Raw genomic sequence first — 20,513 nt, forward strand, 5'->3', positions numbered from 1 at the left:
CACGTCCGGTGGGGCGCTCACGGCAGCAGGCGCTGTTCCTTCGCCACCGCGACCGCGCCCGCCCGCGTGTCCACGCCGAGCTTGTCGTAGATGCGGCCGAGGTGGGTCTTGACCGTCGCCTCGCTGATGAAGAGGGCCCTGGCGATGTCGCGGTTGCCGAGGCCGTGGGCGAGCTGGGCGAGGATGTCGCGTTCGCGGTCGGTGAGGGTGGGGCGCGGCTTGCGCAGGTTGGCCATGACGCGGCTGGCGACCGGCGCGGAGAGCGTCGTGCGGCCCTGCGCCGCCGCGTGGATCGCGGCGAAGAGTTCCTCCGGGCGCTCCGCCTTCAGCAGGTAGCCCGTGGCGCCGGCCTCGATGGCGCGGGTGATGTCGGCGTCGGTGTCGTAGGTGGTCAGGACGAGGACGTGCGGGGCGGGCGGCGGGCCCGCGGTGAGGCGGCGCGTCGTCTCGACGCCGTCGATGCCGTCGCCGAGCGCGAGGTCCATGAGGACCACGTCGGGGGTGAGCCTGGCGGCCAGCGCCAGGGCTTCCTCGCCGGTGCCCGCCTCGCCGACGACCTCGATGTCGTCGGTGCTGTCGAGGAGGGCCAGGAGCCCGGCGCGGACCACTACGTGGTCGTCGCAGAGGATGATCCGGGTCGGGGGCAAGAGGGCTCCTCGGGGTGGGGGCTGGGGTGGGCGTCGCCTACACGTCTGGGGGCTTTCGTCTACACGTCTGGGGGTTTTCGCCTACACGTCTGGGGGCTTTCGTCTACACGCCGTGGGGGCTTTCGTCGTCTCGCGGGTGCGGGGTTCGTCGTGGCTGGTCGCGCAGCTCCCCGCGCCCCTTCAGGGCGCTGTCGGCCAGCGGGATCGATGCTGTGAGGACCGTGCCCTCTCCCTCCGACGATTCGATCGTGATCGTGCCGCCCAGTTGGCGGGCTCGGGCGCGGATCGCCGGGAGGCCGTGGCCGCGTACGCCGGAGGGGGTGTCGGGCAGGGCGGCGGGGGCGAAACCGTGGCCGTCGTCGGCGACGTCGAGGACGACCTGGTCGTCGAGGAGCGTGAGGGTGAGCGCAGCGTGGGCGGCGCCGGAGTGCTCCCGTACGTTGGCGAGCGCGCCCTGGGCGATGCGCAGGAGCGCCGACTGGACGCGGTCGGGCAGCACCGGGGCGGGGCCCGCCGGGTGGCCGGGGTCGATGGTGACGCGGACCGTCAGCGTCCCGGTCGACTCGCGCGCCGCCACCGCGCGCAGCGCCTCCGCCAGGCCGTGCGCCAGGTCGGCGGGGGCCAGGTCGTGCACGAAACGGCGCGCCTCCGTGAGGTTGTGCTCGGCCACCGACCCGGCGGTGCGGACGTGCGCGCGGGCCTTGGCGGGTTCGGTCTCCCACACCCGCTCGGCGGCCTGCAACAGCATCTGCTGGCTGGACAGGCCCTGCGCGAGCGTGTCGTGGATCTCCATGGACAGGCGCTGGCGTTCGGCGAGGGTGCCCGCGCGGCGTTCGGCCGCGGCGAGTTCGCGCCGGGTGCGGATCAGGTCGTCGATGAGGGCCCGCTGACGTACGGCCTGCCGCTGCATCTGGAGGAAGACGGCGGTGGCGATGACGACGACGGCGGGCGGGCCGAGCACCAGGTCGGGGTCCCAGCGGCCCGCGAGCCGCAGTTGCGCCGCGATGACCAGGGCGGTCAGGAGCGCCACCAGGACGAGCGCGGCCCGGGTCGGCAGGGTGCGCAGGCCCGTGTAGAAGAGGGGCACCGCGCACCAGGCGAAGCTCGGGGCGAGGGCGACGAGCGCCACCCAGACGGCGACGACGAGCAGCAGCCACACTCGTCGCTCGGCCGTCGTCGAGCGCGGACGTGCCGCGAAACCGGCGACGTACACCGCCGCGAGCACGGCGCACAGGGCGATGATCCAGGGCGTGCGGTCCTCGCCGGGGTGGCGCAGGAGGAAGCGGGCGAGGGCGACGGCGAGGAGCAGGAAGAACGCGGCGTGCATGACGGCGGTCAGGCGCCGGGCGTCGGTCTCGTAGCTCCGGTCGACGCCGTCGATGTGCGGCCAAGGCTTCTCCGGCACGGCCGCCTCCCTCCGCTGCTACGGCTCCGAACTGGGCAAACACTTCCATTGTCGGGTGCCGGGCCGCCCCCGGGGTCAACCGATCGGATGACCCGGGTGTCGTCCGCCCGGCAGCCCACGAGCAGCCGGAACGGCGACGGCCTGCCCCCTTGTCCGGGCCCAGGCTTGAGAGCGGAACACCACACAAGCCGACCACAAGCCGGTCGAACCCGAGCCGGTCGGACCCGAGCCGGTCGGACCCGAGCCGGTCGGACCCGAGCCGGTCGAACCCGAGCCGGTCGACCACAAGCCAGTCAAGGAGTCCCCCGTGAAGAAGCTCTCCCGCCGCTCCACCCTCGTGACCAGCGGCGCCGTCCTCGCCGCCGTCGCCGCCGGTACGGTCGGCGCCGTCACCGCGAACGCCTCCTCCCCGGCCGCCCCGGCCGCCGCGCCCGCCGCCGCCCCGGCCGCGAAGGGCGGCGCCACGACGTCGACGACGCACCTGACGCTGGCGTCGGCGACCAAGGCGGCGCAGGCCGCGCTCGACGCCGCGAAGAAGGAGAACCAGAAGGTCTCCGTCGCCGTCGTCGACCGGAACGGCAACACGGTCCTGACGCTGCGCGGCGACGGCGCGGGCCCGCAGGCGTACGAGGCGGCGGAGAAGAAGGCGTTCACCGCCGTCTCCTGGAACGCCCCGACGTCCGAGCTGGCCAAGCGCCTGGACAAGGCGCCGACCCTGAAGGACATTCCCGGCACGCTGTTCCTCGCGGGCGGCGCCCCGGTGGCCGCGCAGGGCGCCCCGATCGCCGGGATCGGTGTCGCCGGTGCGCCGTCGGGGGACCTGGACGAGAAGTTCGCACAGGCGGGCGTGGACTCCCTCCACCTCCGCTGACCCACCAGGGGCCGAGGCCCCCCTACGCCCGCACTGGAGCCGTTCCTCATGCGCAATTCCGCCCACCGCGCCCTGCTCACCGCCGCGGCCTCCGGTGACGTCGACGGTGTCCGCGCCGCCCTGGCCGCGGGCGCCGACGTCGGGGCCCGCGACGCGCACCGCCGCACCGCCCTGCTGCTGGCGTCGGCGCACGACCACGTCGCCGTCGCGGAGGTGCTCGTCGCGGCCGGGGCCGATCCGAACGCCCAGGACGACCGCTCCGACAGCCCGTGGCTGGTCACCGGCGTCACCGGCAGCGTCGCGATGATGCGGGCCCTGCTGCCCGCCCGCCCGGACCTGAAGGTGGTCAATCGGTTCGGTGGGATCTCCCTCATCCCGGCGTCCGAGCGCGGCCACGTCGACTACGTACGGGCCGTGCTCCGCGAGACCGACATCGACGTCGACCACGTCAACCGTCTCGGCTGGACCGCCCTGCTCGAAGCCGTGATCCTCGGCGACGGCGGGCGGGCGCACCAGGAGATCGTGGAGCTGCTGATCACGGCGGGCGCCACGCCCGGCCTGCCCGACCACGACGGCGTCACGGCCCTCGCCCACGCCGAACGGCGCGGCTTCACGGAGATCGCCGGTCTGCTGAGGGCCGTACGGTGAGGCGCGCGGCGGTGCTGCTGAGGGCCGCGACGGCCGCGACGGCCGCGACGGTCGCGGTGCTCACCGGGTGCGCTACGACGACGGGCCCCGACACGGGCCGGGACCCGGACCCCGGTCCGACACCTTCGGCCTCGAAGGCAGCGACCCCGGGCCCGGCCGACGAGGGCGGCAAGTCCGGGCCGTCCGGGCCTTCCGGGCCTTCCGGGCCTTCCGGGCCTTCCGGGCCGGGTTCGGCCCGCCCGGCCGCCCTCCTCCTCACCGACTTCGGCTCCGACACCGTCACCTTCGTCGACCCGGACGGGACCGGCCCCGGCGAGCGGACCACCGGCACCGTCCGCGTCGGCACCGCCCCGTACGGGGTCGCCGTCGGTGCCGACGGGCGCGCCTGGGTCGCCACGGCCGAGGGCGTCGCGGTCGTGGACACCGCCCGTCGTACGCGGACCGCGCTGATCCCGTACGAGACGGCCAAGGAGCGGGATCTCGGCCCGCCCACGCAGGGCGAGTACCGCGGCGGCGGCATGGGCATCGCCCTCGCCCCGGACGGCGAACACGTCTACGTCGGGGTCAACGTGCCCGGCGGCTCCGGCACGCTGGAGGCGATCGACACCCGCACCTTGAAGGTCACGGGCGTCGCCGACGTCGGCCGCCGCCCCTTCGACGTCGATGTCGCGCGCGACGGCGCGGAGGTGTACGCGACGGGCCACGACTCGTTCGACGTCACCGTCGTCGACACCGGGGACCTCTCCGACACGCGGCGCATCGAGGTGGCGCCGTACGGCACCGAGGGCGGGCTCGGCTCCTGGCTGAAGCCGCACTACGCGGCCGTGCGGCCCGGTGACGGGAAGCTGCTGCTGCCCTTCGAGGGCGAGAAGCTGGTGGTCGTCGACCCGGAGACCGGGCGTTCGACGGTCAACCGGATGACGGCGAACACCCATCAGCACGGCACAACAACCACCTCTGTTGGGACGCTCCTCGTCGTCGGCACCGGCCCCATCGACCCCGCGCGGGACGAGGGCCCGTCCCTCACCGTCCGCGCGTCCGACGGCCAGGAGAGGGTGATCCCGCTCGACGGCCCGCACGAGGACATCGCGGCGTCCGCCGACGGCCGCACGGCCTACGTCACCGGCGGGTTCACGCGGGACGGCTACTGGAACGGCATCACCGTCGTCGACCTCGACAGCGGGGCCACGCGCCGACTGGCGGTCGGGGAGCGGCCGTTGGGCGTCGCGGTGCTCCAGCCGCCGCCGAGCGGGACATAGGGGGCAATAAGATCGCGGGGTGCGCGCTCTCCCCCCGATGCCGGCCCGTCTCCTCCCGGGCCCGGCCCGTTTTCTCCCGGGCCCGGCCCGGCTTCTCCAGCTCCCGGTCGTCCTGACCGTCCTGGTCGTCCTGGCCGCCTGTTCCGGCGGTGTCCACGGCACCCCGGGCGCCGCCGGGCTCCGCGACCCGTACTTCCCGCGCCTCGGCAACGGCGGCTACGACGTCACGCACTACGCCCTCGCCCTCGCCTACGATCCGGACACGCACCGTCTGACCGGCAGGGCCGACATCACCGCGACCGCGCGCCAGGCCCTCAGCGCGTTCGACCTCGACCTCGAAGGGCTGACGGTGGACGGCGTCACGGTCGACGGGAAGCGCGCGGCGGGCAACAGGGTCGGGCACGAGCTGAAGGTGCGCCCGCGCGACGAGCTGCGGGAGGGCGCCACGTTCCGTACGACCGTCCGCTACTCGGGCGAGCCGGTCACGATCACCGACCCGGACGGCTCGAAGGAGGGCTGGCTGCGCACCGCCGACGGCGCCCTCGCCCTCGGCGAACCCACCGGCTCCATGGCGTGGTTCCCCGGCAACCACCACCCCTCCGACAAGGCGACGTACGACATCACGGTCACCGTCCCCAAGGGCCTGAAGGCCGTATCCAACGGGGAGTTGCGGCGCGAGCGGACCTCCGCCGACGGACGGCGCACGACCTTCGCCTGGCACGTCGGGCAGCCCATGGCGAGCTATCTGGCGACCGTGGCGATCGGCGCGTTCACGACCCGGACGTACACGGTCCCGTCCGGCAGCGGGTCCGGTTCCTCGTCCGCCCTCCCCGTTTTCACCGCCGTCGATCCGCACGAGGCGAAGGCGAGCGCCAAGGTCGTGGCGCGGCTGCCCGAGGTGCTCGCGTGGGAGACGAGGACGTTCGGCGCGTACCCGTTCTCCTCCACCGGCGTGATCATCGACCGCGCGGGCGACGCCGAGTACGCCCTGGAGACCCAGAACCGGCCCGTCTTCCCCGGCGCCCCGGACCTCGGCACGCTCGTCCACGAGCTGGCGCACCAGTGGTACGGCGACTCGGTCTCGCCGAAGTCGTGGCGCGACATGTGGCTCAACGAGGGGTTCGCCACGTACGCGGAATGGCTCTGGGACGAGGAGCACGACGGGCCGACGGCCCAGGCAACCTTCGACGCGCTGTACGAAAGCCCCCGCTCCGACCCCGTCTGGGCCTTCCCGCCCGCCGACCCGCCCACCGCCGCGCAGATCTCCGACCCGCCGGTCTACCAGCGCGGCGCCATGGTCCTGCACAAGATCCGCGAGGCGGTCGGCGACGCCGGGTTCCGCTCGCTGCTGCGCGACTGGGCCGCAGACCACCAGTACGGCAACGCCGACACCGCGGCCTTCACGGCGTACGTGGAGAAGCGGAACCCCGGCCGGGCGAAGGAGCTGGCGGACGTCTGGGACGAATGGCTGTACGGGGACGGCAAACCGGCACACCGCTGATCAGGACGTGGATCAGCACCTCGGCCGACGCGTCGATCAGCGCGTGAGTCGCTTCCGCAGCACCCGGCACGGGCGGCCCCGCTCAAGATCGGGCCGCCGGTCGATCTCCTCGTAGCCGAGCGCGGTCCAGAAGGCGAGCGCCCCGGTGTTGGCGTCGAGCACGGCGAGCCGGATCCCGGTCCGTCCCGCCGCCCGGAACCGGTCCTCGACGGCGGTCGCCAACTCCCGCCCGTAACCCTGCCGTTGCCGGTCCGCGCCGATCAGCAGCAGGCCGATCCACGGATCCGGGTCGTCCCGCTCGGCCGCCCGAGGGTGGTGCGCGAGCGTGACGGCGAGGCCGACGAGGCGCCCGCCGGCCCGCGCGAGCAGGACTTCCGCGCCGGGTGCCGCCAGTTCGTCGGCGAGCGCGACGGCGACCTGGGCGCTCGTGATGGCGTCCGGGTCGGGGAAGTCGCCGCTGAGGGCGAAGAACGCGCGGTTGGCGGCGTACACCTCGGTGACCTCGGTGAGGAGTTCGCCGGGCAGGGCGTGGTCGGGGCCTGGATCGAGCGGTTCGAGGATCATGCGGCGAGCGTAGGGAGCCCGTTATCGCCTTGCGCGAGCGGCGCGCGGCCACGCAGCATTTCGGGCATGACCTTGTCCGTGCACGCATCGCGTCCGCTGTCCGCCGTCGCCGTCATGGCGCGGCGACAGCAGCGGGCCGTCCGCCGCCGGAGGCCGATCCCGCGCCTCGGGTGAGCGCGGCCCTGGTCGCGGGGGTGCTCGCCGGGTACGGCATCGCCGTCCCGGTCGGCGCCGTCGGGGCCTACCTGGTCTCTCTCACGGCCCGTACGAACCTGCGGACCGGCGCCTGTGCCGCCCTCGGCGTCGCCACGGCGGACGGGCTGTACGCGCTGGCCGCCGTCGTCGGCGGGGCCGCTCTCGCCCCGCTGATCCGGACCGTCAGGACGCCGCTGAGCTGGGGCGCGGCGGCGGTTCTGCTCGCTCTGGCCGCGCATGGCGCCGTACGGGCGCTCCGTGCCGCCCGCCCTTCGCCCGCGCCGCGGCCCGCTGCCGCCCGCGCCTACTGGGGGCTGCTCGGACTGACGCTGCTCAACCCCATGACGGTGATCTACTTCGCCGCGCTCGTCCTCGGCGGCGGCGACACGGTCACCGGGACGGGGCCGCGGATCGCCTTCACCGTGGCCGCGTTCGCCGCGTCGGCGAGCTGGCAACTGCTGCTCGCGGGCGGTGGCGCGCTGCTCGGCCGTGCGCTGACCGGCGTACGGGGGCGGCGGGCGACGGGGCTGCTGTCGAGCGCGCTCATCGCGGGGCTCGCGGTGCGGCTGGTCGTGACGGGGTAGCCGGAAAAAGAGGAGCCGGCGGGTCCCGGGCGCACGCACCCGGGGCCCGCCGGCCCGCACTTCATGACCGTCAGACGTTGACGCCGAAGTCCTGGGCGATGCCCGTCAGGCCCGAGGCGTAGCCCTGGCCGACGGCGCGGAACTTCCACTCCGCCCCGTTCCGGTACAGCTCGCCGAAGACCATCGCCGTCTCGGTCGCCGCGTCCTCCGAGAGGTCGTAGCGGGCGATCTCGGTGCCGCCGTCCTGGTTGACGATGCGGATGTACGCGTTGCGCACCTGGCCGAAGTTCTGCGAGCGGCTCTCCGCGTCGTAGATCGAGACCGGGAAGACGATCTTGTCGACGTCGGCGGGGAGCGCCGCCAGGTTGACGTTGATCGCCTCGTCGTCGCCGGCGCCCTCGCCCGTGCGGTTGTCGCCGGTGTGCACGATGGACTGGTCCGGCGTCTGCTTGTTGTTGAAGAAGACGAAGTGGCCGTCCGAGTAGACCTTGCCCTGCGGGTTCACCGCGATCGCGGAGGCGTCGAGGTCGAAGTCCGTGCCCGTGGTGGTGCGGACGTCCCAGCCGAGGCCCACGGTGACGGCCGTCAGGCCCGGAGCCTCCTTGGTGAGCGAGACGTTGCCACCCTTGGACAGGCTTACAGCCATTGCGGGAGTCCTTCCCTCGTTTACGTACCTACCTGCGTAGCCGAAGCTACTCGTACCCCTATGAACGCGGGGCGGGTACCCGAGGTTCCAGCTCCCTTTACTTTCTTTACCCGCACAGCGGCGCGGGCATCTACGCGGGCATCTACGCGAGCGAAAACCGGGTGACGTGGGCGTGCGGGCGCGCGACCATGGACACATGTCCGGTCCCTATCAAATCCGCGGCTCGGTCGTCCTTCCGGAGGCCGAGCTCCAATGGCGTTTCTCGCGGTCGTCCGGGCCGGGCGGGCAGCACGTCAACACCAGCGACACGCAGGTGGAGCTGCGGTTCGACCTGGCCGCCACGAAGGCGCTGCCCGACGTCTGGAAGGCGCGGGCGCTCGAACGGCTGGCGTCCCGCCTCGTCGACGGGGTCGTGACCGTGCGGGCGTCCGAGCACCGGTCGCAGTGGCGCAACCGGGAGACCGCGGCTGTGCGGCTTGCTGCGCTGCTTGCCGAGGCGAGTGCGCCGCCGCCCAAGCCTCGGCGGGCCACGCGGATCCCTCGCGGGATCAATGAGCGGCGGTTGCGGGAGAAGAAGGCTCGGGCCGAGACCAAGCGGGGGCGGTCCGGGCGGGACTGGTAGGCGACCACGGGGGTGCCGCCTACCGGTCCCGCCCCGTCCCGGGCGTCTGCCTTGTTGGCGCCGCTTTCGGGTGCACGTGCGTCGTGGCTGGTCGCGCAGTTCCCCGCGCCCCTGAAGCATGCGGCTCCGCCGCAGCTCCATAGCCGCCCTGGAATGGCGCACGCAGTGCGCATTCCGGGGGCGCGGGGAACTGCGCGATCAGCCACGGCGTACGTGCACTCGGCATCGCGCCCCGAGGGGCTACCCCAGATTCCGGTACCGGCCGCGGAAATAGAGCAAGGGGCCACCGTCCGCGCTGGGAAGCGCCGCGCTCAGGACCCGGCCGATCACCAGGGTGTGGTCACCCGCGGGCACCAGTCGTTCCGTCCGGCATTCGAGCGTGGCCAGCGCCCCGCCCACCAGCGGCGCCCCCGTATGGGCCCCTCGTACGTACGGGATGTCCTCGAACAGCAGCCGGTCGCTGATGCGGCCCTTCATGGCGAAGCGGCCGGCGATGTGGCTCTGGGACTCCGTGAGGAGGGAGACGGCCCAGAGGGGCTGGTCGTCGAGGAGGTCGTCCATGCGGGAGCCGTTGCGGATGGAGACGAGGACGAGCGGCGGGTCGAGGGAGACGGACATGAAGGCGGTGGCCGTCATGCCGGCGTCCTCCCCGGCGGGCCCGTCGGGGTCGAGCGGTGGTTCGTGCGCGGTCAGCAGGACGACCCCGGAGGCGAGACGGGACAGGGCGGCGCGGAAATCGTCGGTGCTCACGCCTTCAGCATGCACAGGCGTCACAGGGGAAGTCTTCGACACGCTTCCGACGCTAGCCCGGCGCCATGGCGCGCCACATCGGACGGATGGCCGAGAAGGGCGGAGAAGAGTCCTAGGACCCGGGGACGGGAGGGCTGCGGACGGGGGCCGGGGGCGGCCCAGGACCGGGCCGGGCCGTCGCGGCCCGGAAGTAAGCAAACTCACAGAGTTCCCCCAGGTAACCGTCTCAATCCTCGTTCACACCTTGTGACTTGAGTCACAGGTGCCATATTTTGTTGACCCTGTGTACCGGGTGAGCAGCTCGCTGTGATTCAGTGGCGGAGACGCTGCGAGATGAGCGTGCTGTTGCACGTGCGCGGAGAGAGCCGGTCAGAATTCTGGAGTGCTGTCGAGGTCTCGGGGAGAACTGAGCATGGAGACCGAGTCGGAGCCTTACGTCCGTCTTGCGACCCTGCATCAGCTGCACCAGGTGATGGCGGACATGAACACCGCCCGCAGCCTGGCCGACACTTTGCAGACGGTCGCCGACGGCGTCGTCACCGGTCTCGGCTACGAGCTGGCGTGCGTGAACCTCGTACGGCCCGACGGTGACCTGGTCGTCGCCGCCTTCGCCGGGAACTCCGCAGCCGAGGCGCTCATCACGGGCCGGGTCGGCTCGAAGGAGTCCTGGGAGCGCCGCCTGAGCATGGGCGAGGCGTGGGGCGACCTGCGGTTCATCCCGTACACCGAGGGCTGGGTCCTCGACGAGGACGACGTGCCGCAGTGGTTCACCGACGGGCCGCCGCCCCGCTTCGAGGACGAGTGGCACCCCTCCGACCGCCTTTTCGCCCCGATGTACGCGCCGGGCAGCTCCCGGTCCGAGCTGATCGGCGTGATCTCCGTGGACCGCCCGCGCAACGGCCGCAGGCCGGGTGCCTGGGGTCGCGAGGCGCTCCAGATGTACGCGTTCCAGGCCGCCATCGCGATCAGCAACGCCCGGCTGCGCGCCAACATGCAGCGCGCCCTCGTCCGCCTCGAGCGGGAGCAGCAGGCGCTGCGGGCCAGTGAGGAATCCTTCCGGCAGGCCTTCGAGTACGCGCCCTCCGGGATGGCCGTCGCGGAGATGGGCGGCGACCAGCACGGCCTGATCCTGCGGACCAACGACGCGCTGTGCCGCCTCCTGGGCCGGCACTCCACCGCCATGCGCCGCTACTCCTTCGCCGACCTCGTGCACCCGGAGGACATAGGCACCCTCCTTCGCACCTCGGCCGAGGGCGGCCGGGCCGAGCTGCGGCTGGCGCGGCGCGACGGCACGTACGTCTGGGTCAGTCTGCGCAACTCGGTGGTCGCCGACGCCACCGACGGGCCCCGCTTCCTGCTCACCCACGTCGAGGACATCGAGGAGCGCAAGCGCCGCGAGCTGCAGCTCGCCCACCGCGCCTCGCACGACTCCCTGACCGGCCTGCCGAACTCGGCGGAGCTGCGCTCCCGGCTCTCCGCCCGGCTCTGCCAGCGTCCGCAGGAGACGGGCCGGCCGAGCGCGATCGACTCGCTCGACGCCGCCTACGGGGATCACGGGCCGCACAGCCCGCACGGGCACGACTTCGACTACGGCTCCGTCGGCGCCGTCCCGGCCGTCCCGCACCAGTCCGGCCTCTACGACGGGTTCGAGGGCGACCACCACGTGCACGTGACGTCACCCGACGGGCCCGACGGCAGCGGGACCGGCGTCGACGACGGCACGAAGGGGCTCGCCGTCCTCTTCTGCGACCTCGACGGCTTCAAGTCGATCAACGACCGGTTCGGGCACAACGCGGGCGACGCCGTCCTCATCGAGGTGGCCCGCAGGCTGACCAACGGGGTGCGGGACGGGGACACCGTCGCCCGGCTCGGCGGTGACGAGTTCGTGGTCCTCGCCGACGGGCTCGGCGCGGCGGACGCGCAGGATCTCGCCGTCAGGTTGCGGAACGCCATCATTCCGCCGATCCGTGTGGACGGCAGGGCGGTGCGGGTAGGGGCGAGTTTCGGCATCGGCTGGGCCCACTGCGGCATGACGGCCGAAGAGGTCCTCAGCTCGGCTGACCAGCGCATGTACATAGAGAAAAGATCACGTGCCAAGCAGCACCGAAGGGCGGGCTGACCTGGCTGACCGGCGAGAACGGCTTGTTTCGCAGGTTTCGGTGAGGTCAAGGCCACGTCTTCGGGGTCTCCGCAGCGGGTACGCTCGCCCGGTAGGCAAACGCGTGAGGAGTGATCAGGGATGGCGCCCGGCAACAACGGCGCGAGCACCACGCCCGAGGACGACGATCCGTTCGGCTATCTGTACGCCGACGGACAGGCGGCCGGGGCGACCCCGCCCAGCGGTGGGGGCGGTTACGGCTACCCGCACACCCGCTCCTCGCACCACCACGTCCGCGCGGTCGGTGAGCGCCAGTACGGGCAGCAGCAGGTGCCGCAGCAACAGCAGCAACAGCAGACCGCCGCGTACCAGCAGCCGAACGCCTACAACCAGCCGAACGCGTACTACCAGGCGCCGGAGACGCTGCCTGGTGGCGGCGCGCCCACGCAGCCGGGGCCGCCGCAGGCCCCGCGCGGTGGTGGCGGCCGGGGTCGCGGTCCGAACACCAGGGCGCTGCTGATCGGCGCGGTCGCCGTGGTGGCGGCCGTGGTCATCGGCATCGGCATCGCAATGCTGAGCAACGGCTCGGACGACGACAAGAAGAACGACGCGGGCAGCACCCCGTCCGCCGACTCGCAGACGGTGGAGCCGAGCGCGACGCCGTCGAAGTCGGCCACGGCCGAGGCGCCGGCGGACCTGCCGAAGACCGACGCGAAGACGCTGAAGCTGGACGGCGGCACCAGCACGGCGTCCGACGTGCAGGGCGCGAAGGCGGCCGGCGGGATCTATGTCGCGGGGTTCAACAAGGTCGGCGCGAGCCTGACCTGGACCGTCAACGACATCCCGAAGGACGGCGCGTACAAGCTGTACGTGAACTACGGCGTGCCCGGCAAGGACTCCGACGCCACGATCAATGTGAACGGCACGAAGCAGACCCGGCCGCTCAACATGACGAACTTCGCCCACGCCAAGGAAGGCGACTGGGAGAAGGGCTGGACCAACACGTGGGCGATAGTCCAGCTCACCAAGGGGACGAACGCGATCACCGTCTCCTGTGAAGAGGGCAACAAGTGCGACGCCAACATCGATCAGATGTGGCTGCAGAACAGCTGACGCCCCCGCTGTACCTCTCGCTGGACCTTCCGCTGTACCTTCCGTGACGGATCAGGCCGCGCTGGCCTGGTCCGTCACGCGTACTTCGCGCACCAGCCGCTCGTAGGTCGGGCCGTCGAACTCGCCCGCCACCGGGGCCACCACCGTCGCCGCCGACAGCGCCACCGCGCGGGCCAGCCGCTGCGGCCACGGCAGGTGTTCCACCCAGCCGGAGATCAGGCCCGCGACCGCCGAGTCGCCCGCGCCCGTCGGATTGCCGCTGAGCCGGTCCGGGGCGGGCGCCTGCCAGGTGCCGTCCGGGGTGAGCGCGCGCAGCCCCTCCGCGCCGAGCGAGGCGACCACGGCGTGCGCGCCGCGCCTGCGGGCGTCCTTCATGGCCTGCGCCGGTTCGTGCGAGCCGGTCAGCTCGGCCAGCTCGTCCGCGTTCGGCTTGACGATGTCGGGGCGGGCCGCGATGCCGCGCCGCAGGGGTTCGCCGCTGGTGTCCAGGAGGACGGGGACGGAGGCGGAGCGCGCCGCGCGGACCAGGGTCGCGTAGGCGTTCACCGGGACGCCGGGCGGCAGGCTGCCGCACAGGGCCACCGCGGAGGCGGAGCCGAGGAGGTCCTCGTACGCCTCCTGGAAGGCGGTCCACTCGGCGGGGGAGATCAGCGGGCCCGGCTCGTTGAGCTGGGTCGTGTCGCCGGTCGCCGCGTCGGCCACCGCGATCGTGCGACGGGTCGAACCGCTGACGGGGACCAGGGCATCACGAAGGCTGTCGGCGCCGAGCAGGTGGTCCTGGAGGGTGCGTCCCGTGGCGCCCCCGGCGAACCCGGTCACCGTCACCTCATGGCCGAGGGCGGCGAGCACCCGGGCCACGTTGAGCCCCTTGCCGCCGGGGCGTTCGGTGACCTCGCGGACGCGGTGCGAGGCGTGCGGGCGCAGGGCGTCGACCCGGTAGGTGATGTCGAGCGCGGTGTTCAAGGTGACTGTGAGGATCACAGGACCTCACCCCCCGTCGGAGAACGCGATGGGAACGCGACTGGGACGCGTACGTGCGGTGTCGCTTTCAGTTACGGGGGTTGATCATGCCAAAGTCAAGGCGGTTGGCCCAGTCCGCGGACCAACCGCCTCGCGTTCTAGCCGAGTTGGGGCTCGACGATCCATTCGCCCTTGCGCATGACGCCCTTGAGGTCGAACTCGGCGTCCAGGACGACGAGATCGGCGTCCTTTCCGGGTTCGAGGGAGCCCACCTTGTCGTCGACGCCGAGGAGCCGGGCGGGGTTGGCCGAGATCGCGCGGACGACGTCCTCGACCGCGAGCCTGTCGATGGTCACGGCGCGCTTGAAGGCACGGTCCAGGGTCAGGGTCGAGCCCGCGATGGAGCCGCCCTCGACGAGCCGCGCCACGCTGTCCTTCACCTCGACCTCCATCGGGCCGAGCATGTAGCGGCCGTCGCCGAAGCCCGCCGCGTCCATCGCGTCGGTGATGAACGCGACGCGCTCGCCGCCCTTGTGGTGGAAGGCCAGCTCCAGGGCGGCCGGGTGCAGATGCGTGCCGTCGTCGATCAGCTCGACGGTGATCCGCTCGTCCTCCAGGAGCGCCGCGATCGGGCCCGGCGCGCGGTGGCCGAGCGCGGGCATCGCGTTGAAGAGGTGGGTGGCGACGGTGGCGCCCGCGTCGATGGCCTCGACCGTCTGCTCGTACGTGGCGTCGGTGTGGCCGATCGCGGCGATCACGCCCTGTTCGGCCAGGAGGCGTACGGAGTCGAGGCCGCCGGGCAGTTCGGTGGCGAGGGTGACCATCTTGGCCTTGCCGCGCGCGGCGTCGATCAGCTTGCGGACCTCGGCCGGGTCGGGGTCGCGCAGCAGCGTCTCGTCGTGGGCGCCCTTGCGGCACGGGGAGATGAACGGGCCCTCGAAGTGGATGCCCGCGATCTCGCCCTGCTCGGCCAGCTCCGAGAGCAGGCCCGCGCGCTGGACGAGGAAGTCGCTCTCGCCGGTCACGAACGAGGTGACGACCGTCGTCGTGCCGTGCAGGCGGTGGGTGTGGACGCCCTTGAGGATCTCCTCGACGGTGCCGGAGGTGAAGGACGCGCCGCCCCCGCCGTGGTTGTGCATGTCGACGAAGCCGGGCACCACCCAGTGGCCGGAGAGATCGACGCGCTCGGCGTCGGCGGGAGCGCTCCCCACAATCCTCTTGCCGTCGACGATGACGCGTCCGTCGGTGACGGTCCCGGTGGGCAGTACCACCCGGGCACCGGCGAGCACCTTTGCTGTGGCCATCAGGCGGTTACCTCCGCGCTATCGGTGGATGGGTTCTGGAGCAGGTCCCAGGCGAGCAGACCCGCGCCCAGGCAGCCGGCGGTGTCCCCGAGGACGGCCGGGACGATCGTGGGCAGGGCCTGGAACGTCACGCGCTCCGCGACCGCCGCCCGCAGGGGCGTGAACAACGTTTCCCCGGCCTCGGCGAGACCGCCACCGATGATCATGGTGCGGGGGTCCAGGAGAGTGAGCGCCATGACGAGTCCGTCGGCGAGCGCGTCCACGGCGTCCTGCCACACCTTGACGGCCATCGGGTCCCCGCCGTCGACGGCACGGGCGCAGTCCGCCGCCGTGGCCTCCTCGTCGCCGCTCGCCGCCTGCCAGGCCAGGGTGACGGCGGACGCGGACGCGTACCGCTCCAGGCAGCCGCGCTGGCCGCAGCCGCAGGGCACGCCGCCAGGGCGTACGACCACATGGCCGATCTCCCCGGCCGAACCGTGCGCGCCCGGCTCGATGCGGCCCTCGATGCCGATGGCCCCGGCGATCCCGGTGCCCAGCGGCATGAACAGGAAGCGGTCGGCGTCCTTGCCCGCGCCGAGGCGGCCCTCGCCGAGCCCGCCCGTGCGCACGTCATGGCCGAGGGCGACGGGGATCGCGCCGAGCCGTTCGCTCAGCAGGGCCCGCATCGGCACGTCCCGCCAGCCCAGGTTGGCGGCGAAGACGGCGATGCCGCCGCTCTCGTCGACGACGCCCGGTACGGCGACACCGGCGGCGAGGGCGGGCTCACCGAAGTGCTTCTCGCCGTACGCGCGCAGGTCGGCGGCGAAGCCGAGGATCGACTCGACCACCGCGTCGGGCCCACGCTCGCGCATGGTCGCCCGGCGCGCCTGGTGCAGCAGCGTGCCGTCCGCCCCGACCAGGGCGGCTTTCATCCCGGTGCCGCCCACGTCCAGGGCGATGACATGTTCCACGGGGCACAGTGTCGCGCGAACACCCTTGAGAGGTCTAGTCCATTCGCACGATCTTGCGTGCGGTCGGCCCTGTTTTCCGACCCGGACGCAGGGTGGTGTAGACCTTAGTGTCCGACCCCGGGCGACCCCCGGCGTCGCAACGTACGAGATCACACACGTGACACACATACGAGGGTGGGAACAGCGGTGCAGCGGTACATCACCGGTCTGACGGCGGCAGTGGTCGCTCTGGGTATGGCGGGCGCGCTCACCGCCTGCGGCGGCTCCGACTCCGGCGACGTCACCCTGAAGCTCGTCGCCGCCGACTACGGCGACTCCGCGGACAACAGCAGCCAGAAGTACTGGGACAAGCTGGCCGCCGCCTACGAGAAGGACCACCCGAACACCAAGGTCGACGTCGACGTCTACTCCTGGAACGACGTCGACGCCAAGGTCAAGACCATGGTCGACGAGGGCCACGCCCCCGACCTGGCACAAATAGGCGCCTACGCCGACTACGCCGCCGACGGCAAGCTCTACCCCGTCAGCGATCTGCTCAACGTGCCCACGCAGGCCGACTACCTGCCCCAGCTCGCCGAAGCCGGCAAGGTCGACCGCGTCCAGTACGGCATGCCGTTCGCCTCCTCCACGCGCCTCCTCTTCTACAACAAGAAGCTCTTCAAGGACGCGGGCATCACCCCGCCCACCACCTGGGCCGACCTCGAGGCCGACGCCAAGGCGCTCAAGGCGGACGGCGTGAAGTACCCCTACGCGCTGCCCCTCGGCCGCGAGGAGGCCCAGGCCGAGACCATGATCTGGATGCTGAGCGGCGGCGACGGCTACACCGACGACGTCGGGTCGTACACCATCGACTCCAAGCAGAACGTCGCCACGTTCGACTGGCTGAAGAACGACCTCGTCGGCAAGGGCCTCACCGGACCCACCGCACCCGGCGAACTCAACCGGGCCGGCGCCTTCGCCGCGTTCGCCAAGGGCGAGGTCGGCATGCTCAACGGCCACCCCACCCTGATGCGGATGGCCGCCAAGCAGGGCGTCGACTACGGCACCGTGCCGCTGCCGGGACCTGACGGGCAGGCCGAGTCCACCATGGGCGTCGCCGACTGGATGATGGCGTTCAAGCAGAACGGGCACCGCAAGGAGGTCGGCGACTTCCTCAACTACGTCTACAGCAAGAAGAACGTCCTCGACTTCTCCCGCGAGTACGACCTGCTGCCCGTCACCAACAGCGCCTCCGAGGCCATGGCCTCCGCCGACCAGGACAAGAAGCTCTGGCCGTTCCTCGAAAGCCTCACCAACGCCGAGATCTACCCCGTCGGCAAGACGTCCTGGGCGTCCGTCAGCGCCGACGTCAAGGACCAGATCGGCTCCGCCGTCTCCCCCAACAACAGCGCGGGCGCGGTCCTCGGCCGGCTCCAGAACCAGGCGGCGGCCGCGGAAGCCGCCGAGTAGCGTGACGGGCATGGACGCACCCGGCTCCCCGCACCCCCTCGGCGCACGTGAGCGGGCGGTGCTCGCCTTCGAGGGGCGCGGCTGGGAGACACCCGGCGCGAAGGAGCGCGCGATCCGCGAAGAACTGGACCTCGCGCCCGTCCGCTATTACCAGCTCCTCAACGCGCTCCTCGACGATCCGCGGGCGCTCGAACTGGCACCGGTCACGGTGAACAGGCTGCGCCGGGTACGGGAGAGCCGGCGGCGCGAACGCTGAGCCCTCCGGGGGCCTTCAGCCTGATTACCCAGGCCCCCGGGCGGATAAAGTCCCACGCATGGGCAGCCATCACCTGGACGACCTCCCGACCCCCACCACCGCCGCCGGGCGTGACGGCCTCGCCGCCGTCGTCGCCCGGCCCGCGCGAAGCGTCATCGCCGTCGACTTCGACGGGACGCTGGCGCCCATCGTCGCCGACCCCGAGCAGGCCCGCGCCCACCCCGACGCCGTCCCCGCGCTCGCGGCACTCGCGCCCCACGTGGCCTCCGTCGCCGTCATCACCGGGCGGCCCGCGGGGGTGGCTGTCCGCCACGGGGGGTTCGCGGGGGTGCCCGGGCTTGAGCACCTGGTGGTCCTCGGGCACTACGGCGCGGAGCGCTGGGACGCGGTGACCGGGACCGTGCGGGCGCCCGCGCCGCATCCGGGGGTCGCCGCGGTCCGCTCCGAACTCCCCGGAGTCCTGAACGAGTTCGGGCTCTGGCACGACACGTACGTCGAGGAGAAGGGGCGGGCGGTCGCCGTCCACACGCGGCGGGCGGCGGATCCGCAGGGTGCCTTCGAGGCACTCCGCGCCCCTCTCACCGCGCTGGCCGCACGCCACGGTCTGGTCGTCGAGCCGGGCCGCATGGTCCTGGAGCTTCGCCCGCCGGGGGTCGACAAGGGGGTGGCTCTTACGGAGTACGTCCGTGAGGTGGGCGCGGAAGCGGTGCTCTACGCCGGGGACGACCTCGGCGACCTTCCCGCGTTCGCCGCGGTCGAGAAACTCCGCCTGGACGGGGTCCCGGGGGTCCTGGTCTGCAGCGGCAGCGCGGAGGTCCCCGACCTGGCCGACCGAGCGGACCTCGTGGTCCCCGGCCCGGCCGAGGTGGCGGCCCTCCTGGCGAAACTGGCCCGGCAAGTAGCGCACTGACCGCCCGCCCGCGGCTCTCGCCGTGGCTGGCCGCGCAGTTCCCCGCGCCCCTGGAATGGGCACTTCGTGCTGCATTCCCCAGCTCTGACGTGCCGCGCCGTCGTGGTTGCTCGCGCAGTTCCCCGCGCCCCTGAAGGCCAGCGGCTTCGCCGCGCCTTCCCCAGGGCCCGGAAACGCGCCCCATGAGATGGCGCACGAAGTGCGCATCTCAGGGGCGCGGGGAACTGCGCGAGCAACCACGACGAGAGCCGCGCTCGAACGATCCGCGGGATGGCGCACGAAGTGCGCGTCTCAGGGGCGCGGGGAACTGCGCGACCAGCCCCCGCCGGGCCGCAGGTGCAGGACGGGCCGGGGCTCAGTCCCGCAGGGCCGACAGCTGGTCCAGGAACCAGGCCCCGGGGGGCAGCGCGGTCCCGGCGGCAGCCAAGCGTTTCGTGCGTTCCGCCCGTTCCTCCGAGGACATCGCGAGCGCCGCGGCCAGCACCTCACACGTCCCGGACACGTCGTACGGGTTGACGACGAGCGCGTCATCGCCCAGCTCCTCGTACGCCCCGGCCTCCCGCGAGAGCACGAGCACGCACCCGTCCTCGGACACGACAGGAATCTCCTTCGCGACGAGGTTCATGCCGTCGCGGATGGGGTTGACCAGGGCGACGTCCGCCAGCCGGTACGCGGCCAGCGACCGCGCGAAGTCGTCCTTGACGTGGAGGACGACGGGCGTCCAGCCGGCCGTGCCGAACCGCGCGTTGATGGTTTCCGCGACCCGCGACACCTCGGCGGTGTAGTCGCGGTACACGGCGAGGTCCTGCCGCGAGGGGTAGGCGAAGGCGACGTGGACGACCTTCTCGTGCAACTCCGGCCGGGTCTCCAGCAGAAGCTCGTACGCCCGCAGGCCCCGCACGATGTTCTTGGACAGCTCGGTGCGGTCCACCCGGACAATGACCTTGCGGTCCGCGCCCACCTGTTCCCGCAGCGCCGCGAGCCGCTCGTCCACGTCGGGGCGTCCGGCCCGCTCCCGGAGGAAGTCCGCGTCGGCGCCGAGCCCGTGGACCCCGATCCGGGTGCCGGACGTGCCGCCGAGGATGCGCGTAGCGCAGTCGGTGAAGGCGTCTGCCCAGCGGCGGGTCAGGAAGCCGAGCCGGTCCGCGCCGAGCATGCCTTGGAGGATCTGTTCGGCGATGTCGTCGGGGAGCATCCGGAAGTAGTCGACGGGGGCCCAGGGCGTGTGGGAGAAGTGCCCGATGCGCAGGTCGTCGCGGAGTTCGCGGAGCATCCCGGGGACGAGGGTGAGGTGGTAGTCCTGGACGACGACGGTGGCGCCGGGCGCGGCTTCTTCGGCGAGGGCTTCGGCGAAGGCCCGGTTGTAGGCCTCGTAGGAGGCCCACTGGCGGCGGAACTCCGGGCCGAACGACGGCTCCAGAGGTGTCTGGTAGAGCATGTGGTGCACGAACCACAGGACGGAGTTGGCGACGCCGTTGTACGCGTCCGCGTGGACCTCCGCGTCGATGTCCAACATGCGCACGCCGGGTTCGGAAACGCCGCGCCGCACGGCTTCCCGGTCGCCGTCGGTGAGGGCCGAGCAGACCCACAGTTTGTCCTCGACGACGCTGAGCGCGGAGACGAGTCCGCCGCCGCCGCGTTTCGCCTCGATCCCGGTCCCGCCGGCCCCGTCGTCCCCGTCGGTCAGGACGTAGGAGACGGGGCCGCGGTTGGACGCGACGAGAACCTCAGCAGCACCTTGCGTGGAAGCCATAGGGGCACGCTAGCCCGGTCGGGGAGGG

20 protein-coding genes are annotated in these 20,513 nt (G+C 72.5%); 11 read left to right on the forward strand and 9 right to left on the reverse strand.

Annotation, left to right across the window (positions count from 1 at the left end; all coding sequences use genetic code 11):
- Positions 1-17: 17 nt before the first annotated feature.
- Both C1N81_RS25820 and C1N81_RS25825 read right to left on the reverse strand, forming a co-directional pair.
- A complete protein-coding gene (locus C1N81_RS25820) occupies positions 18-647 on the reverse strand; it encodes a response regulator (RefSeq protein WP_394432936.1) in 630 nt (209 codons plus the stop codon).
- Positions 648-750: 103 nt separating this feature from the next.
- Complete coding sequence (locus tag C1N81_RS25825; protein ID WP_394438225.1) at positions 751-1,974, reverse strand: sensor histidine kinase; 1,224 nt, start codon at positions 1,972-1,974, stop codon at positions 751-753.
- Positions 1,975-2,359: 385 nt separating this feature from the next.
- On the opposite strand from C1N81_RS25825, the gene C1N81_RS25830 reads away from it, so the two are divergent.
- The 4 genes from C1N81_RS25830 to C1N81_RS25845 are packed head-to-tail and all read left to right on the forward strand — an operon-like array spanning position 2,360 to position 6,331.
- Positions 2,360-2,923: a GlcG/HbpS family heme-binding protein gene (locus C1N81_RS25830; protein WP_394432938.1), complete on the forward strand. Its 564-nt coding sequence runs from the start codon at positions 2,360-2,362 to the stop codon at positions 2,921-2,923.
- A 48-nt stretch (positions 2,924-2,971) separates the two neighbouring features.
- Positions 2,972-3,571 (forward strand): ankyrin repeat domain-containing protein, encoded by a 600-nt coding sequence (locus tag C1N81_RS25835; RefSeq protein ID WP_394432940.1) that lies wholly within the window; start codon positions 2,972-2,974, stop codon positions 3,569-3,571.
- Positions 3,568-4,830 (forward strand): hypothetical protein, encoded by a 1,263-nt coding sequence (locus tag C1N81_RS25840; RefSeq protein WP_394432942.1) that lies wholly within the window; start codon positions 3,568-3,570, stop codon positions 4,828-4,830. Before C1N81_RS25835 ends, C1N81_RS25840 begins: the two co-directional genes overlap by 4 nt.
- A 37-nt stretch (positions 4,831-4,867) precedes the next feature.
- Positions 4,868-6,331 carry a M1 family metallopeptidase gene (locus tag C1N81_RS25845; RefSeq protein WP_394438227.1) on the forward strand — a complete coding sequence of 488 codons (1,464 nt, stop codon included), beginning with the start codon at positions 4,868-4,870 and terminating at the stop codon, positions 6,329-6,331.
- Positions 6,332-6,367: 36 nt separating this feature from the next.
- Here C1N81_RS25845 and C1N81_RS25850 read toward each other — a convergent pair whose 3' ends face one another.
- A complete protein-coding gene (locus tag C1N81_RS25850; protein ID WP_394432944.1) occupies positions 6,368-6,895 on the reverse strand; it encodes a GNAT family N-acetyltransferase in 528 nt (175 codons plus the stop codon).
- Between the two features lie 170 nt (positions 6,896-7,065).
- Between C1N81_RS25850 and C1N81_RS25855 the strand changes: the two genes are divergently transcribed.
- On the forward strand, positions 7,066-7,674 hold the full coding sequence (locus C1N81_RS25855; protein WP_394432946.1) for a LysE family transporter: 609 nt from the start codon (positions 7,066-7,068) through the stop codon (positions 7,672-7,674).
- 70 nt (positions 7,675-7,744) lie between these two features.
- On the opposite strand, the gene C1N81_RS25860 is transcribed toward C1N81_RS25855, so the two are convergent.
- On the reverse strand, positions 7,745-8,320 hold the full coding sequence (locus C1N81_RS25860; protein WP_394432948.1) for a TerD family protein: 576 nt from the start codon (positions 8,318-8,320) through the stop codon (positions 7,745-7,747).
- 196 nt (positions 8,321-8,516) lie between these two features.
- Here C1N81_RS25860 and arfB point away from each other — a divergent pair, with 196 nt between their 5' ends.
- The gene (arfB, locus tag C1N81_RS25865; RefSeq protein ID WP_394432950.1) at positions 8,517-8,942 is read left to right on the forward strand and encodes an alternative ribosome rescue aminoacyl-tRNA hydrolase ArfB; all 426 of its coding nucleotides are present in this window, start codon (positions 8,517-8,519) and stop codon (positions 8,940-8,942) included.
- A 240-nt stretch (positions 8,943-9,182) separates the two neighbouring features.
- Here the strand turns inward: arfB and C1N81_RS25870 are convergent, their stop codons facing one another.
- Positions 9,183-9,692, reverse strand: coding sequence for a flavin reductase family protein (locus tag C1N81_RS25870; RefSeq protein ID WP_394432952.1), 510 nt, complete (start codon positions 9,690-9,692; stop codon positions 9,183-9,185).
- Positions 9,693-10,104: 412 nt separating this feature from the next.
- Here C1N81_RS25870 and cdgB point away from each other — a divergent pair, with 412 nt between their 5' ends.
- Positions 10,105-11,811 carry a diguanylate cyclase CdgB gene (gene cdgB, locus C1N81_RS25875; RefSeq protein ID WP_394432954.1) on the forward strand — a complete coding sequence of 569 codons (1,707 nt, stop codon included), beginning with the start codon at positions 10,105-10,107 and terminating at the stop codon, positions 11,809-11,811.
- Positions 11,812-11,931: 120 nt separating this feature from the next.
- Positions 11,932-12,903: a carbohydrate-binding protein gene (locus C1N81_RS25880; RefSeq protein ID WP_394432956.1), complete on the forward strand. Its 972-nt coding sequence runs from the start codon at positions 11,932-11,934 to the stop codon at positions 12,901-12,903.
- Positions 12,904-12,954: 51 nt separating this feature from the next.
- On the opposite strand, the gene C1N81_RS25885 is transcribed toward C1N81_RS25880, so the two are convergent.
- The 3 genes from C1N81_RS25885 to C1N81_RS25895 all read right to left on the reverse strand — a co-directional run bounded on the left by C1N81_RS25885 (position 12,955) and on the right by C1N81_RS25895 (position 16,117).
- On the reverse strand, positions 12,955-13,884 hold the full coding sequence (locus C1N81_RS25885; RefSeq protein WP_394432958.1) for a 1-phosphofructokinase family hexose kinase: 930 nt from the start codon (positions 13,882-13,884) through the stop codon (positions 12,955-12,957).
- A gap of 137 nt (positions 13,885-14,021) precedes the next feature.
- Positions 14,022-15,167 carry an N-acetylglucosamine-6-phosphate deacetylase gene (gene nagA / locus C1N81_RS25890; RefSeq protein WP_394432960.1) on the reverse strand — a complete coding sequence of 382 codons (1,146 nt, stop codon included), beginning with the start codon at positions 15,165-15,167 and terminating at the stop codon, positions 14,022-14,024.
- Positions 15,167-16,117 carry an ROK family protein gene (locus tag C1N81_RS25895; protein ID WP_394432962.1) on the reverse strand — a complete coding sequence of 317 codons (951 nt, stop codon included), beginning with the start codon at positions 16,115-16,117 and terminating at the stop codon, positions 15,167-15,169. The genes nagA and C1N81_RS25895 overlap by 1 nt, the downstream gene beginning before the upstream one ends.
- Before the next feature lie 186 nt (positions 16,118-16,303).
- Between C1N81_RS25895 and C1N81_RS25900 the strand changes: the two genes are divergently transcribed.
- Genes C1N81_RS25900 through otsB form a run of 3 tightly spaced genes read left to right on the forward strand, consistent with a single transcriptional unit; the run spans position 16,304 to position 18,732 of the window.
- Entirely contained in the window at positions 16,304-17,566 is a 1,263-nt protein-coding gene (locus C1N81_RS25900; RefSeq protein WP_394432964.1) for an ABC transporter substrate-binding protein, read from the forward strand.
- Between the two features lie 10 nt (positions 17,567-17,576).
- On the forward strand, positions 17,577-17,822 hold the full coding sequence (locus C1N81_RS25905; protein WP_394432966.1) for a DUF3263 domain-containing protein: 246 nt from the start codon (positions 17,577-17,579) through the stop codon (positions 17,820-17,822).
- Positions 17,823-17,880: 58 nt separating this feature from the next.
- On the forward strand, positions 17,881-18,732 hold the full coding sequence (gene otsB, locus C1N81_RS25910) for a trehalose-phosphatase (RefSeq protein ID WP_394432968.1): 852 nt from the start codon (positions 17,881-17,883) through the stop codon (positions 18,730-18,732).
- Between the two features lie 355 nt (positions 18,733-19,087).
- On the opposite strand, the gene C1N81_RS25915 is transcribed toward otsB, so the two are convergent.
- Complete coding sequence (locus C1N81_RS25915; protein ID WP_394432970.1) at positions 19,088-20,485, reverse strand: alpha,alpha-trehalose-phosphate synthase (UDP-forming); 1,398 nt, start codon at positions 20,483-20,485, stop codon at positions 19,088-19,090.
- Between the last annotated feature and the right edge of the window lie 28 nt (positions 20,486-20,513).

It is taken from the genome of Streptomyces sp. SGAir0957 (assembly GCF_043523415.1).

Coding starts and splice junctions, on each gene's coding strand:
- C1N81_RS25825 (WP_394438225.1), bottom strand. CDS start 1,974: ATGCACGCCGCGTTCTTCCTGCTCCTCGCCGTCGCCCTCGCCCGCTTC.
- C1N81_RS25835 (WP_394432940.1), top strand. CDS start 2,972: ATGCGCAATTCCGCCCACCGCGCCCTGCTCACCGCCGCGGCCTCCGGT.
- C1N81_RS25845 (WP_394438227.1), top strand. CDS start 4,868: ATGCCGGCCCGTCTCCTCCCGGGCCCGGCCCGTTTTCTCCCGGGCCCG.
- C1N81_RS25850 (WP_394432944.1), bottom strand. CDS start 6,895: ATGATCCTCGAACCGCTCGATCCAGGCCCCGACCACGCCCTGCCCGGC.
- C1N81_RS25860 (WP_394432948.1), bottom strand. CDS start 8,320: ATGGCTGTAAGCCTGTCCAAGGGTGGCAACGTCTCGCTCACCAAGGAG.
- arfB (WP_394432950.1), top strand. CDS start 8,517: ATGTCCGGTCCCTATCAAATCCGCGGCTCGGTCGTCCTTCCGGAGGCC.
- cdgB (WP_394432954.1), top strand. CDS start 10,105: ATGGAGACCGAGTCGGAGCCTTACGTCCGTCTTGCGACCCTGCATCAG.
- C1N81_RS25880 (WP_394432956.1), top strand. CDS start 11,932: ATGGCGCCCGGCAACAACGGCGCGAGCACCACGCCCGAGGACGACGAT.
- nagA (WP_394432960.1), bottom strand. CDS start 15,167: ATGGCCACAGCAAAGGTGCTCGCCGGTGCCCGGGTGGTACTGCCCACC.
- C1N81_RS25905 (WP_394432966.1), top strand. CDS start 17,577: ATGGACGCACCCGGCTCCCCGCACCCCCTCGGCGCACGTGAGCGGGCG.
- otsB (WP_394432968.1), top strand. CDS start 17,881: ATGGGCAGCCATCACCTGGACGACCTCCCGACCCCCACCACCGCCGCC.
- C1N81_RS25915 (WP_394432970.1), bottom strand. CDS start 20,485: ATGGCTTCCACGCAAGGTGCTGCTGAGGTTCTCGTCGCGTCCAACCGC.